Annotated in this window: 13 protein-coding genes; 5 read left to right on the forward strand and 8 right to left on the reverse strand. The window is 71.0% G+C overall.

The window, feature by feature from the left end:
• The 4 genes from ftsY to ACY35P_RS13150 form a co-directional block, all read left to right on the forward strand.
• On the forward strand, positions 1-639 hold a 639-nt coding region (gene ftsY, locus ACY35P_RS13135; protein ID WP_462116287.1), incomplete at its 5' end, for a signal recognition particle-docking protein FtsY.
• On the forward strand, positions 636-1,898 hold the full coding sequence (locus ACY35P_RS13140; RefSeq protein ID WP_462116288.1) for an AsmA family protein: 1,263 nt from the start codon (positions 636-638) through the stop codon (positions 1,896-1,898). The genes ftsY and ACY35P_RS13140, both read left to right, overlap by 4 nt.
• Positions 1,888-2,952, forward strand: coding sequence for an A/G-specific adenine glycosylase (mutY, locus tag ACY35P_RS13145; protein WP_462116289.1), 1,065 nt, complete (start codon positions 1,888-1,890; stop codon positions 2,950-2,952). Before ACY35P_RS13140 ends, mutY begins: the two co-directional genes overlap by 11 nt.
• Position 2,953: 1 nt before the next feature.
• On the forward strand, positions 2,954-3,223 hold the full coding sequence (locus ACY35P_RS13150) for an oxidative damage protection protein (protein ID WP_462116290.1): 270 nt from the start codon (positions 2,954-2,956) through the stop codon (positions 3,221-3,223).
• Positions 3,224-3,235: 12 nt separating this feature from the next.
• On the opposite strand, the gene ACY35P_RS13155 is transcribed toward ACY35P_RS13150, so the two are convergent.
• Genes ACY35P_RS13155 through ACY35P_RS13165 form a run of 3 tightly spaced genes read right to left on the reverse strand, consistent with a single transcriptional unit; the run spans position 3,236 to position 7,427 of the window.
• Positions 3,236-5,116 carry an ATP-binding cassette domain-containing protein gene (locus ACY35P_RS13155; protein ID WP_462116291.1) on the reverse strand — a complete coding sequence of 627 codons (1,881 nt, stop codon included), beginning with the start codon at positions 5,114-5,116 and terminating at the stop codon, positions 3,236-3,238.
• Positions 5,117-5,145: 29 nt separating this feature from the next.
• On the reverse strand, positions 5,146-5,817 hold the full coding sequence (locus ACY35P_RS13160) for a hypothetical protein (RefSeq protein WP_462116292.1): 672 nt from the start codon (positions 5,815-5,817) through the stop codon (positions 5,146-5,148).
• Between the two features lie 47 nt (positions 5,818-5,864).
• Entirely contained in the window at positions 5,865-7,427 is a 1,563-nt protein-coding gene (locus ACY35P_RS13165; RefSeq protein ID WP_462116293.1) for a protein adenylyltransferase SelO, read from the reverse strand.
• A 199-nt stretch (positions 7,428-7,626) separates the two neighbouring features.
• On the opposite strand from ACY35P_RS13165, the gene ACY35P_RS13170 reads away from it, so the two are divergent.
• Positions 7,627-9,651 (forward strand): DEAD/DEAH box helicase, encoded by a 2,025-nt coding sequence (locus ACY35P_RS13170; protein WP_462116294.1) that lies wholly within the window; start codon positions 7,627-7,629, stop codon positions 9,649-9,651.
• 50 nt (positions 9,652-9,701) lie between these two features.
• Here ACY35P_RS13170 and ACY35P_RS13175 read toward each other — a convergent pair whose 3' ends face one another.
• The 5 genes from ACY35P_RS13175 to ACY35P_RS13195 all read right to left on the reverse strand — a co-directional run bounded on the left by ACY35P_RS13175 (position 9,702) and on the right by ACY35P_RS13195 (position 13,261).
• Complete coding sequence (locus tag ACY35P_RS13175) at positions 9,702-10,220, reverse strand: pyridoxamine 5'-phosphate oxidase family protein (RefSeq protein ID WP_462116298.1); 519 nt, start codon at positions 10,218-10,220, stop codon at positions 9,702-9,704.
• Positions 10,221-10,330: 110 nt separating this feature from the next.
• Complete coding sequence (locus tag ACY35P_RS13180) at positions 10,331-11,086, reverse strand: sulfurtransferase (protein WP_462116295.1); 756 nt, start codon at positions 11,084-11,086, stop codon at positions 10,331-10,333.
• Positions 11,087-11,120: 34 nt separating this feature from the next.
• Positions 11,121-11,468 (reverse strand): hypothetical protein, encoded by a 348-nt coding sequence (locus ACY35P_RS13185; RefSeq protein ID WP_462116296.1) that lies wholly within the window; start codon positions 11,466-11,468, stop codon positions 11,121-11,123.
• 53 nt (positions 11,469-11,521) lie between these two features.
• Positions 11,522-11,674, reverse strand: coding sequence for a hypothetical protein (locus tag ACY35P_RS13190; protein ID WP_462116297.1), 153 nt, complete (start codon positions 11,672-11,674; stop codon positions 11,522-11,524).
• Positions 11,675-11,719: 45 nt separating this feature from the next.
• Positions 11,720-13,261, reverse strand: coding sequence for a serine hydrolase (locus ACY35P_RS13195; RefSeq protein ID WP_462116299.1), 1,542 nt, complete (start codon positions 13,259-13,261; stop codon positions 11,720-11,722).
• Positions 13,262-13,390 lie beyond the last annotated feature (129 nt).

Here is a 13,390-nt window from a genome sequence, read left to right on the forward strand (position 1 = left end):
GAGCCCAATGCGCTCGGCGACGTGAGCTGGTTCAAGCCCGCGAAGTACGTGGGCGTGTGGTGGTCGCTGCACCTCGACAAGCGCTTCAAGGACGAAGGGCGCCCGCTGATGCTCGCCGCGGGCGACACCTTCCGTGCCGCAGCGGTCGCGCAACTGCAGGCCTGGGGCGAACGCAACGGCGTGCCGGTCGTCGCGCAGGGCCAGAACGCCGACGCCGCGTCCGTCGCATTCGACGGGCTGCAGGCGGCGAAGGCGCGCGGCACCGAAGTGCTCATCGCCGACACCGCGGGCCGCCTGCACACGCAGCAGGGGCTGATGGCCGAGCTCGGCAAGATCAAGCGCGTGCTGCAGAAGCTCGACCCCGCGGCGCCGCATGAGGTGCTGCTCGTGATCGATGGCACCACGGGCCAGAACGCGATCTCGCAGGTACGGCAGTTCAATGCGGCGATCGGCGTCACGGGACTCGTCGTCACCAAACTCGACGGCACCGCCAAGGGCGGCGTGATGTTCGCGCTCGCACGCGAGTTCGGCATTCCGATCCGGTTCGCCGGCATCGGCGAACGGCCGGAAGACCTGCGCGTCTTCGATGCGGGCGCGTTCGTCGATGCACTGCTCCCGGAGTCGCTGGGCGGCGGATGACGGCTCCCGACGGCGACGCCGCGAAGCACGAGCACCGCGCACGCCGGCGGGTCGTCCTCGTCGTCGTGGCCCTGCTCGTCGTGCTGCTCGCCGGGCTCGCGCGCTGGGCGTCGCGCCCGCAGCAGGTCGCCGGGCTGGTGCTGTCGCAGGCGAGCCGCGCGCTCGGCCTGCGCATCACCGCGAAGGGCGCGACCGAGTACACGCTGCGCGGCATGCCCCGGCTCGTGCTGCGCGACGTGACGGCGCAACGCGAGGGCGACGCCACGCCGGTTCTTCATGCCGACCGCATCCTGCTGTCCCTGCCGTGGTCGACGCTGAAATCGCGTGGCCGCGACCTGGTCGTGCACCGCGTCGAAGTCGAACGCCCGCGCATCGACATCGCCGCGCTGCAGCGCTGGCTCGCGACGCGCCCGCCCTCGTCGTCCCGCGCCACGCCGACGCTCACCGACGGTTTCGTCGTCATCGACGGCCGCGTCATCGGCGAAGGCTGGACGATCGAGGCGCTGTCGGCCGACGTGCCGCGCCTCGCCGACGGGCAACCGGTGCGCGCGCGACTGCGGGGTCGCGTCGACGCGGGCGAGACCCGCATGCCGTTCGACGTGGCGGCGACGCTGGCGCGACCCGCCGCCGATGCGGGGCTCGGCGTCGCCGGGCGCGTCGAAGTGCGTCGCCCGGACTGGCGCATGCCGCTCGACCTCGTGCTGCGCGCGAGGCCGGACCTCGACGACGGACTCGCGCTCGACGCGCTCGCGATGCGTGCGAGCGCGCGCTATGTCTCGGCGTCGAGCGCGCTTGCCTTCCGTTTCGGCGTGGCCGGCCGTGCGGCCTATGCGAAGGGGCTGCATCTCGCGCCGTTCGGTCTCGCGCTGCGACAGGGTCGCGAGATTCCCGACCTCACCGCCGGCGGGCGACTCGACTGGACGGCTGCACTCGGCCTGCACCTCGACGGCGAAATCGCACGCTGGCCGAGCGGCTGGCCTGAACTTCCTGCGCCCATCGGCCGACCGAAGGGCCCGCTGCCGACCACGCTCGACTACGCCGGGCCGACCGATCTCTCCGGCGTGACGTCACTGGCATTGCGCAGCGGTGCGACCCGCTTCGACGGCCGATTCCGGCTGCCGCGCATCCTTTCGTGGATCGATGCCTCGGCCCGCGGCACACCCCTGCCCCCGCTCGACGGCCGCGTGTGGACGCCCCGGCTCGAGATTCCGGGCGCGACCCTCGAAGGCGTCGAGGTCGAGTCCCGCGATGACGACTGACGGCTTCGCGACGCGCCTGCTCGCGTGGTTCGACGTCGCCGGACGCCACGACCTGCCCTGGCAGCATCCGCGGACGCCGTACCGCGTCTGGCTGTCCGAAGTGATGCTGCAGCAGACGCAGGTGGCGACGGTGATCCCGTACTTCCATCGCTTCGTGGATGCCCTGCCGGATCTTCCCGCGCTCGCGGCCGCACCGCTGGATCAGGTGCTCGCGCTGTGGTCGGGGCTGGGCTACTACACGCGCGCGCGCAACCTGCACGCCGCGGCGACGCTGTGCATCCAGCGCCATTCCGGCGAACTGCCGCGCGAGGTCGCCGCCCTTGCCGCATTGCCCGGCATCGGCCGCAGCACCGCCGCGGCCATCGCCGCGCAGGCATGGAACGATCGCCACGCCATCCTCGACGGCAACGTCAAGCGCGTGCTCGCGCGCGTGCACGGCGTCGAGGGTTGGCCCGGGACGCCTGCGGTCGAAAGGAAACTCTGGGCGTTCGCGCAGGCGCACGTCGACGACCCCGCGCTTCCCGACGACCGCCTCGCCGACTACACGCAGGCGCAGATGGATTTCGGCGCGACGCTATGCACGCCCCGGCGGCCGGCCTGCGTGATCTGCCCGCTGCAGGATCGCTGCATCGCGCGGCTCGAGGGCCGGCAGGACGAGCTGCCGACTCCGCGTCCGGCGAAGATCCTGCCGCAGCGCGAGGCGGTCCTGCTGGTGCTGCGCGATGGCGGCGGCCGCATCCTGCTGCAGCGCCGGCCGCCGACGGGTGTCTGGGCCTCGCTATGGTCGCTCCCGCAGTTCGAGGACGCGGCCGCGGCGGATGCGTGGCTGGGCGCGCACCTAGTCGACGCGGCGCCCGTGCTGTGGATGGACGACGTGCGTCACGGCTTCTCCCACTACCATCTCACCCTGCGCCCGCGGCTCCATCGCATGGACGGCGGCCTGCGGTCCGTTGCGGACGACGACGCGTTCGAATGGTGCGAAGCCGCCGACCTCGCGGCCCTCGGCATCCCCGCGCCCGTGCGCAGCCTGCTCAATCGACTCTTCGAGAACTGAAATGCCGCGTACCGTGGACTGCGTCTGGCTCAAGCGCGAGGACGAGGGCCTCGATTTCATCCCGTGGCCGGGCGAGCTCGGGCGGCGCGTGTTCGCGAGCGTCGGCAAGCAGGCGTGGGCGGCCTGGCTCGCGCACCAGACGATGCTGATCAACGAGAACCGGCTGTCGCCGATGAACCCGAAGCACCGCGAGTACCTCGCGGAGCAGATGGAGAAATTCCTGTTCGGCGACGGTGCCGACGACGCCCCGGGCTTCGTGCCCGAGGCGTGATCGGCCCGGGCTTCAGGCGTCCAGTTCCGACCAGCGCGCGTACGCGGCGTCGAGTTCGCCCTGCACCCGCGCCAGTTCGGCATTGTGCGCGGTGATCGACGCCGCATCGCGCGAGTAGAACGCCGGCTCCGACAATGCCTCGGTCAGGCGCGCCACCTCGGCCTCGAGCTGCTCGATCCGCACCGGCAGCGACTCCAGCTCGCGCGTCTCCTTGAAACTGAGCTTGCGCTTCGCCGGTGCGGGCACGGTCGGTGCCGGTGCCGGCGCCGCAACGGCCTTCGCAGGTTCGCCGCGCGCGATCTTCGAGCCGTCGGCCGGGCGCTGCCGCAGCCAGTCCGTGTAGCCACCCACGTAGTCGCCGACCTGCCCCTCGCCTTCCATCACGAGCGTCGACGTCACCACGTTGTCGAGGAAGTCGCGGTCGTGGCTGACCAGCAGCAGCGTGCCCGCATAGTCGCCCAGCAGCTCCTCGAGCAGCTCGAGCGTCTCGACGTCGAGGTCGTTCGTCGGTTCGTCCATCACCAGCAGGTTGGACGGCTGTGCGAACAGTCGCGCGAGCAGCAGGCGATTGCGCTCGCCGCCGGAGAGGCGCGTGATCGGCGCGCGCGCGCGTTCGGGCGTGAACAGGAAGTCCTGCAGGTAACCGATGATGTGCTTGCGCTTGCCGTTGAACTCGACGAACTCGCGGCCCTCGGCCACGTTCTCGATCGCGTTCCAGTCCTCGCGCAGCGTGGCGCGGTACTGGTCGAAGTAGGCGATCTGCAGGTTGCTGCCCTCGCGCACCTCGCCGCCGTCGGGCTTCAGGCTGCCGAGCAGCGTCTTGAGCAGCGTGGTCTTGCCGCTGCCATTGGGGCCGATCAGGCCGATCCGGTCGCCACGGAAGATCGTTGTGTCGACGTCGTGCAGGATGGTGCGGCCGCCGAGGGTCACGGTCACGCCCTTGGCCTCGATCACCTTCTTGCCGGAGGCGTCGGCCTGCGCCGCTTCCATGCGCACCTTGCCGGTCAGGTCGCGGCGCTGCGCACGCTCGTCACGCATGGCCTTCAGCCGCCGGACGCGGCCTTCGTCGCGCGTGCGGCGCGCCTTGATGCCCTGCCGGATCCAGACCTCTTCCTGCGCGAGCAGCTTGTCCAAGCGCGCGTTTTCCTGCGCCTCGGCATGCAGCCGCTCCTCGCGGCGGCGCAGGTAGTTGTCCCAGTCGCCCGGCCAGCTGGTCAGGCCGCCACGGTCGATCTCGACGATGCGCGTGGCGAGCGCGCGCATGAAGCGGCGGTCGTGGGTGATGAAGACGAGCGTCCCGCGCCAGCCCTTGAGGAAGCTCTCGAGCCAGTCGATCGACTCGATGTCCAGGTGGTTGGTGGGCTCGTCGAGCAGCAGGATGTCGGGCGAGGAGACCAGCGCGCGCGCCAGCATCACGCGCCGGCGCATGCCGCCCGAGAGGCCCGCGAAGGGCCGGTCACCGTCGAGCGATAGCCGCGTCAGGGTTTCGCCGACGCGCTGCTCCAGCGACCAGGCGCCGAGCTCCTCGATCCGCGACTGCACCTCAGCGAGCGCGTCCGCGTCGATTTCCGCGACATGGCTCAGGTGGTGGAACCTCGCGAGGAGCGCGCCCTGCTCGCCGAGGCCTCCGGCGACCACGTCGAAGATGTCGCCCGCGGTGTTGGCCGGCACCTCCTGCTCCAGCCGCGCGATGCGCACGCCGTCCTCGACGCGCACCTCGCCGTCGTCGGGCTTGAGGTCGCCGGAGATCAGCTTGAGCAGCGTGGACTTGCCGGCGCCGTTACGGCCGATGACGGCGATGCGCTCGCCGGGTTCGATGGTCAGCTCGACATGGTCGAGCAGCAGCGGGCCGCCGACACTGAAGTCGACGGACTGGAGGGTGATCAGGGGCATCCGCGCATTCTACGGGCGCGGCCGCATCTTCACCGCGAGCGGGCGTTGCTGACGACGATCACACGCTCGGCGTAGAGCTCGCCGCCGCGCGGGCGCGCTTCGATGCGGATGCCGTCGCCGGGCTCCAGCTGCTCGGGGGCGACACGCTGCCCGCCGTATTCGAACCGGGTCGCCCCGTCGAACCGCACGTACTGCCGGCGCCCGCCGTACCCGCCCAAGGTGAGTTCGAGCGTGCCCGATCCGGAATCGACGCGCCCCACGAGCCCTTCGAGAACGCCACCGCCGGCACCGGCTTCGCCGTAGCCGCCGTCGCGCACGTTGCGCAGTACGTCGATGCGGCCGGCCGCGAGCCCGCCACCGTCGTCGATGAGCTGGACGTCGACGCGGTCGCCGCGCTCGATGTCGACGGGCGAATAGGCGCGACCCTGATAGACCACCTGCGTCCGCGGGCCGAACGCGATGTCGATCTGCGGTGGCCCGTAACGGCTGTCGGCCGAGACCAGCATCCGGCCGCGCGAGGCATCGACGTCGATCACCGTACCGACGGCGTGGCGGCCTTCCGACGGATACCGCGGCGCACCGTAACCGCCGCCGTAGGGATCCCCGTAAGGATCGCCACCGCCGGCATAGGGCGTGGCGCAGCCGGTGAGGAGCGCGGGGGCAAGCAGCAGCGGAAGCAGGCGGAGCGGCAAACGGGACATGGCGTCACCTCCACCGCCACGCTCTCGCGCCGCAGGTGAAGCGGCGGTCAGGAACTGCAGGAGAGCATCCAACAACCGGCCTTGCGTCGCGCCCAGTCCGGTCGCCGTTCGGCGAACGCCTCGCGGCCGGGCTGGTCGTCGTAGGGCCGTCGCATGACGTCGAGCAGTTCCGTGATGCCGGAGGCGTCACCGGCCGTGGCACGATCGATCGCCTGCTGCGCGAGGTAATTGCGCAGCACGTAGCGCGGGTTCGCCAGCCGCATCGCCTCGCGACGCGCAGGATCGGCCGAACGATCGCCGACGCGCGCCGCGTAGCGACCGAACCACTCGCGCATGCCCGACTCGCCCGCCGCGCGCCGGGCGTCGTCGTAGAACGCGGGCGCGAATGCGTCCAGATCGGGCGCCGCGGGGTCCACGTCCATCAGCGCGCGGAAGAACAGCGTCATGTCGACCTCGGTGGCCTGCATCCACTGCAGCAGCGACTCCATGAGCTCGACGTCGCCCTTGCGGTAGTCGCCGAGGCCGAGCTTGCGTACCGCATTGTCCTGCTCGCAGCGTTCGAAGGCGGCCACGTAGCGCTCGAGCCCCGCCTGCAGGGGCGCCACGTCGCCCGTCAACGATGCGATCGCGCCCGCCAACCGTCCCAGGTTCCAGTAGGCGACGGCGGCCTGCTGCCCGAAGCGGTAGCGCCGTCGCTCCGCATCGGTGGTGTTGGGCGTCCAGTCAGGGTCGTAGTTGTCGATCCAGCCGTAGGGGCCGTAATCGATCGTCAGCCCGAGGATCGAAAGGTTGTCGGTATTCATCACGCCGTGCACGAAGCCCACGCGCATCCAGTGGCCGACCATCACCGCGGTGCGCTCGCAGACCTCGCCGAACCAGCTCGAGACGACGTCGGGTGCATCCGCATCCAGATGCGGGAAGTCCCGTCGAATGCAGAAATCCACCAGCGACACCAGGAGCGGCAGGTCGCCGCGCGAGGCCGGCAGTTCGAAGTGGCCGAACCGCAGGAACGACGGTGCGAGACGGCAGACGATCGCGCCGGGTTCGGGTGCGGCATTGCCGTCGTAGAACATGTCGCGCACCACCGGCTCACCGGTGGCGACGAGGCTCAGCGCGCGCGTGGTCGGCACGCCGAGGTGGTGCATCGCCTCGCTGCACAGGAACTCGCGGATCGACGAGCGCAGGACGGCGCGCCCATCCGCGGTGCGCGAATACGGGGTGGAGCCGGCTCCCTTGAGCTGCAGCTCCCAGCGCTCGCCGGCTTCGGTGACCGCCTCGCCGAGCGAAATCGCGCGCCCGTCGCCGAGCTGTCCGGCCCAGTGGCCGAACTGGTGGCCGCCGTAGTTGCCGGCGAACGGGTCCATGCCCGGCAGCAGTGCATTGCCGCCGAACACCTGCGCGAAGGCCGGGGCCGCGACGTCGGACAAGTCGAGGCCCAGCGCCTCCAGCATCTCGGCCGAGACCGCGAGCACGCGGGGCTTGCCGACCGGCGTCGGCCGCACGCGCGACCACGCCGCGCCGTGCACCTGGCGCGTCCCGGGCGTGTCGCGCGGATCACCCGGGACCTCACGCAGGAAACGATTGTCGAACTGCAGGCGGGAGAGGCTCATCGGCGTGGGTCGGGGACACGTCGGGCGCGTCGGAACCGCCATGCTAGCGGGCAGGATGTCAGGCGCGTGGCGACATCCCCGAACCGCGACCGACCGGCGGAAACGCGGCGTCCCGGGGGCGCGCTCGACGGTATCGATGCGGCCGGGCGGGTAGACTGCCGCCCCCGACCGGCCCGCCCGGCGCCGACGTCCCGCTGCCATGAGCGCCGATTCCGAACCCGCTTCGACCCCGATTTCCTTCACCGACCTCGCCCTCGGCGCGCCGCTGCTGCGCGCGCTGGCCGATGTCGGCTACGAGACGCCCTCACCCATCCAGGCCGCCACCATTCCGCCGCTGCTCGCCGGCCGCGACGTGATCGGCCAGGCGCAGACCGGTACCGGCAAGACGGCCGCCTTCGCGCTGCCGGTGCTCGCGCAGATCGACCCCGCGCAGCGCAAGCCGCAGGCGCTGGTGCTGGCCCCGACGCGCGAACTCGCGATCCAGGTCGCCGAGGCGTTCCAGAAGTACGCGACCTACCTGCCGAATTTCCAGGTGCTGCCGATCTACGGCGGCCAGGGCTATGCACCCCAGCTGACCGCGCTCAAGCGCGGCGTGCACGTCATCGTCGGCACGCCGGGCCGCGTGATCGACCACATGAAGCGCGGCACGCTCGACCTCTCCGAACTGCGGTGCCTCGTGCTCGACGAAGCCGACGAGATGCTGCGCATGGGCTTCATCGACGACGTGCAGGCCGTGCTGGACGCGACGCCGCCGACGCGCCAGGTCGCGCTGTTCTCCGCCACGATGCCGCCGCCGATCCGCCGCATCGCGCAGACGCACCTCAAGGACCCGGTCGAGATCGCGATCAAGTCCACCACGACCACCGCGGCGAACATCCGCCAGCGGTTCGTGTCGGTGAGCGGCCACCACAAGCTCGACGCGATTACCCGCGTGCTCGAGGCCGAGACGTTCGACGCGATGATCGTGTTCGCGCGCACCAAGATCGCCACCGAGGAGCTCGCCGAGAAGCTCTCGGCGCGCGGCATCGCCGCGGCGGCGCTCAACGGCGACATCCAGCAGCAGCAGCGCGAGAAGATCGTGCAGCAGCTCAAGGACGGCCGCATCGACGTGCTGGTGGCCACCGACGTGGCCGCGCGCGGCCTGGACGTCGACCGCATCAGCCACGTCCTGAACTACGACATCCCGTACGACACCGAGAGCTACGTGCACCGGATCGGCCGCACGGGCCGCGCGGGCCGAACCGGCGAGGCCATCCTGTTCGTGACGCCGCGCGAGCGCGGGATGCTGCGCGCGATCGAGCGCGCCACGCGCCAGCCGATCGAGCCGATGGAAGCGCCCACCATCGAAGCGGTGAACGAGCGCCGCGTCGACCGCTTCCTCGCCCGCATCTCGGAGGCGCTCGAAACGCCGGACCTCGGCATGTACCGCGAGCTGGTGGAGCGTTACGAGCGCGACCACGACGTGCCGGCGGTCGAGATCGCGGCCGCCCTCGCCCACCTGTTGCAGGGCGAGTCTCCGCTGCTGATGCCCACCGGCCACGATCCGCTGCGCCAGCCCCCGCGCCCGGACGCCCGCTTCGACCGCGAGCGCAACGACCGCGGCCCGCGGCCCGACCGTCCCGCCCGGTTCGAGCGCGATGCGCGCGGTCCTGATCGCGCACCGCGCACCGAGCGCCCGCAGCACTCGCCCGGTGATCGCTACGAGCGCGATCGCCCCGCGCAGGCGGCACGCCCGCCGATGGATGCGCCGCGACCGTCGTATCCGCGCCCCGAGCGCGAGGCGCCGGCCGAGCGGGCGCCGCGCAGCGGCAGCGAATTCGAATCGCGCGGTCCGCGTTTCGAACGCGATGCGCGTCCGCCGAGCGACGCGCCGCGCGGCTACGACGATGCGCCGCGTCGCGAGCGTGCACCGTCGCGCGGCCCGGATCCGGGCATGGAGACCTTCCGCATCGAGGTCGGCCACACGCACGGCGTGAAGCCCGGCAACATCGTCGGCGCCATCGCCAACGAGGCCGATCTCGAGAGCAAGTTCATCGGCCGCATCGACATCCGCGACCACTTCACGCTGATCGACCTGCCCTCGGGCATGCCGCGCGAGACGATGGAGCATCTCAAGCGCGTCCGCGTCGCCGGCCAGCAGCTCAAGATCCGTCGCGACGACGGCGCGCCGCCGCGCGGGCCGGATCGCGACCGCGGGCCGCGACCGCCGCGACGCGATCGCTGAGTCGGCGTCCCGAACGAACGGCCCGCGGAATCCGCGGGCCGTTTTCGTTGCTACTGCAGGTTCATCCGCTGGTTGTCGCTGAGCTTGCCCGGGTCCTTGGTGACCGCAGTGAGCAGGAAGTGCAGCGCCTTGCCGGCCGCGGTGCCGGGGCCGTCCCAGTACTCGGCGCTCTCGGCCTCGACGCGGATCAGGCAGAGGTTGGGATCGTCCTTGCCTTCCTTGAAGTAGACGCCCATGCCGGGCATCCAGTGGCGTTCGATCTCCGTGCGGTCGCGGGTGACGCTCGCGCGGCCGCTGATCGAGATGTAGTTGCCGTTGTCCTTCGCCGCGAAGGCGACGTTGACCTGCGGATTCGCCTCGATCTCGCGCACCTTTTCGCTGTCGAAGCCCGTCGCGAACCACAGGTCCCCGTCGAACTCGATCTCGGCCACGCCGAGCGGGCGGCTGAACAGCCGGCCGTCCTCGCCACGCGTCGTCAGCATCGCGACGTGCAGCCCCTTGGCCAGGTCGTGCAGCTTGCGGATGTTCTCGTCGCGGTCGGGTGCCGCCCCGTGCATGTCGTCGCGCATTTCCATTGGGTCTCCTCGGACGTGCGGCGCCGTCGCCGCTCGTGCCTAGGGGACCGCAACGTCCGCGCAGGTCGGGTGAAACGCCGGTGACGCTGTTGTCCTGCGGACGCCTACGCGCCGTCGCCGTCGCCGTCGCCGTCGACGAGCGGACGCAAATGCGGGTCCAGCGCGACGCGGCCGTCGAAGACGAAGCAGCGGCCGTCGTAGCCGAAGCCGCCGACTTTCTCGAAGTAGCCGAGGATTCCGCCGTCCAGCTGCAGCACGTTCGGCATGCCCTCGTCCGCGAGCCAGCGCGCGGCCTTCTCGCAACGGATGCCGCCGGTGCAAAAACTCACCACCGTCGCGTCGGCGAGCGCCTCGCGATGCGGCTCGAGCGCCGACGGCAGGTCGGTGAAGTTGTCGATCGGCAGCGTCAGCGCGCCCTCGAACGTGCCGTGTCCGAATTCCTCGCGGTTGCGCGTGTCGAGAAGCACCAGCCGGCGGCCGTCGTCGTCGCGGCCCTGCGCGATCCAGCGCGCGAGCGTCGACGGCTCGACCGAGGGCGCACGGCCGTCCAGCGGCGCGGTGCCCTCTCGACGGAAGGTGATGATCTCCGGCTTGACCTTCGACTTCAGGCGGCCGAACGGCTGCGCGCGGCTCCAGCTGCGCTTGACGTCGAGGCCCGCGAATCGCGGATCGTCGACGAGCACAGCGAGCACCGCGTCGACGGACGCCTCGGCACCGGCGAGGAACAGGTTCACGCCCTCCGGCGCGACGAGGATCGTGCCGCGCACGTCGCCGGCCTCGGCCACGCGATGCAGCGACGCGGCCAGCGTGGACGGCTCGCCGATGGGAGCGAAGTGATAGGCGGCGACGTTGAGGACCATGCGCCCATTGTACGGAGCGGGGAATGCGCCCCGGTCAGCTGCCGGCGAGCGCCTCGAGGTGCGGCAACGGCTTGGGGCTCGCCACGAACGTCGCGCCGTTGTGGTCCTGCTTGAAGACGAAGCCGTGCAGCATCTGCAGGTCGTCGGGCAGCCAGAACACACGGGGCTCCAGGCGGAACCCGCCTTCCCAGCCGGCGGCGGTGGCGGCTTCCTTCGCCGACTGCCAGCTCGACAGGAAGGCCTGCGCGGTCGACGTGTCGAGCCCCTCGCGCGGATCGCTGCCCTCGCACGGCACGGACGCGATCTCCAGCGTCTCGCGCACGCTGCGCAGCTGGTGCCAGCCGTAGTCGATCGGGCCGATGGAATACACGTGCCAGTTCATGGACGCCCCCCCTGAGCGTTCGCCGCACTCTAGCGCAGCCCGCATCGCGTCCGTCATGCCGGCATCGGCAGGCCGAGGTGCGGCGCCAGCAGCCAGTAGATGGCGCCGAGGATCACGGCCCAGATCAGCAGGCGGATCATCAGCCCGACCGCCTTGAAGGCGAGGTACAGGCCGATGACGATGACGAGGATCGCGATCCAGCTCATGGGCGGCTCCTGGAAGATGGTGGCCAGCATACGGCCGGGGCGCGATCACCGCGCGACCGGGACGAGGCGCAGGTCCTGGAAGTCGAAGCTGAAATCGGTGAGCGGCGACACCGGCTCCATCCGCACCGCACGGATCGCGCCGTCGTGGTCGAGGTCGAAGTCGACGAAGGCGTCCGCATTGAGCCAGCGCTGCTCCCAGCGAACGATGAAGCTGTCGTGCTGCCAGTGCTCGAGGCGGCCGACCAGGTCGGGCGTCTTCGTGAAGCGCAGGCGCAGGCCGTCGCCGGCCCGCTCGACGACGACGTCGCCGTACCACGGATCGCGATACGTCCCCGCGTAACCCGCGAGCGGCAGCGACGGCTTGGACTTCGCATCGCGTTGCGCGACGTGCTTCGCCCAGCTCGTGTCCGCATCGGCGCGCTGCTTGTCGACCGCGACGCCGTAGGCCGCCACCCAGTCCGTCTTCGGTGCGCCCATGTAGGCGTCGAGCACGCGGTAGGTGAGCGCATTGAACGCCGCGCCCGACTCGGCGTTGGTGAGCACGACGATGCCGAGGTCGAGGTCCGGCACCATCGTCACCTTCGAGACCATCCCCGGCCAGCCGCCGGTGTGCCAGACGAGCTTGCGACCGCGGTAGTCCGACAGCGACCAGCCCTCGCCGTAGCCGGCGAAGTTCGGCTTGAGCGGTGCGAGCTCGGGCACCGACGGCGTCGCCACCGGGATCGGCGTGATCACCTGCCACATGCCGTCGTGGCGCTTGCGGCTGACCAGCCGCTTCGCGCCGTCGCCCTCGCCTTCGAGCACGCCGTCGTCGAGGTGCAGGCGCATCCAGCGCGCGAGGTCGTGCACGGTGGAATACATGCCGCCGGCGCCCGCCACGTTGGACCACGTCGTGGGACGGTCGAGCGGACGCACGTCCTTGAAGTCGTACGCCGCATGGCCCACCGCGACCTCGTCGCCCGGCTTCAGGTGGTCGGCGTTGTAGCGCGTCTCCGTCATGCCGAGCGGATCGAGGATGCGCGACTGCACGAAGCGCTCGAACGTCTGCCCCGAGACCTGCTCGATGACCTGCTGCGCCACGCCGAACAGGATGTTGTCGTACGCGTACTGGCCGCGGAATCCGCCGTTGACGGGCACGTTTTTCAGGCGTTCGGCGACCTCGCGGCCGGTGTAGGTCGAGCCCGGCCAGTACAGCAGGTCGCCCGCCCCCAAACTCAGGCCCGAGCGGTGCGCGAGCAGGTCGCGGATCCGCATTTCGCGCGTGATGTACGGATCGGCCATGCGGAACCACGGCAGGTGGTCGACGACGCGATCGTCGAGGGAGAGCTTGCCCTCGTCGGCGAGCATCGAGATGGCCATCGACGTGAACGCCTTGGTGTTCGAGGCGATCGCGAACTGCGTGTGCGCGGTGACCTCGCCGGGCTTGCCGGCGTCGCGCACGCCCCAGCCCTGCTCGAGCACGATGCGGCCGTCCTTGACGATCGCGACGGCGATGCCGGGCACCTCGAAGCGCTTGCGCGCGGACTCGACATAGGCGTCGAAATCGGCGAGCTGCGCGGGTCGACCGGCGTCGACGACCGAGGGCATCAGCGCGGGCCCGGCAGCCGGCGCGACCGGCGCCAGCACGAGGAGCGGAAGGGCGAGCAGGCAGGCGGACAGTCGCGGCATGGGTGGGCGGCATCGTGCGGGACGCCGACGATACCCCGGCGGCCGCGG

The organism is Lysobacter xanthus (genome assembly GCF_047159895.1).

Coding starts and splice junctions, on each gene's coding strand:
- ACY35P_RS13170 (WP_462116294.1), top strand. CDS start 7,627: ATGAGCGCCGATTCCGAACCCGCTTCGACCCCGATTTCCTTCACCGAC.
- ACY35P_RS13160 (WP_462116292.1), bottom strand. CDS start 5,817: ATGTCCCGTTTGCCGCTCCGCCTGCTTCCGCTGCTGCTTGCCCCCGCG.
- ACY35P_RS13185 (WP_462116296.1), bottom strand. CDS start 11,468: ATGAACTGGCACGTGTATTCCATCGGCCCGATCGACTACGGCTGGCAC.
- mutY (WP_462116289.1), top strand. CDS start 1,888: ATGACGACTGACGGCTTCGCGACGCGCCTGCTCGCGTGGTTCGACGTC.
- ACY35P_RS13190 (WP_462116297.1), bottom strand. CDS start 11,674: ATGAGCTGGATCGCGATCCTCGTCATCGTCATCGGCCTGTACCTCGCC.
- ACY35P_RS13155 (WP_462116291.1), bottom strand. CDS start 5,116: ATGCCCCTGATCACCCTCCAGTCCGTCGACTTCAGTGTCGGCGGCCCG.
- ACY35P_RS13165 (WP_462116293.1), bottom strand. CDS start 7,427: ATGAGCCTCTCCCGCCTGCAGTTCGACAATCGTTTCCTGCGTGAGGTC.
- ACY35P_RS13180 (WP_462116295.1), bottom strand. CDS start 11,086: ATGGTCCTCAACGTCGCCGCCTATCACTTCGCTCCCATCGGCGAGCCG.
- ACY35P_RS13175 (WP_462116298.1), bottom strand. CDS start 10,220: ATGCGCGACGACATGCACGGGGCGGCACCCGACCGCGACGAGAACATC.
- ACY35P_RS13195 (WP_462116299.1), bottom strand. CDS start 13,261: ATGCCCTCGGTCGTCGACGCCGGTCGACCCGCGCAGCTCGCCGATTTC.
- ACY35P_RS13150 (WP_462116290.1), top strand. CDS start 2,954: ATGCCGCGTACCGTGGACTGCGTCTGGCTCAAGCGCGAGGACGAGGGC.
- ACY35P_RS13140 (WP_462116288.1), top strand. CDS start 636: ATGACGGCTCCCGACGGCGACGCCGCGAAGCACGAGCACCGCGCACGC.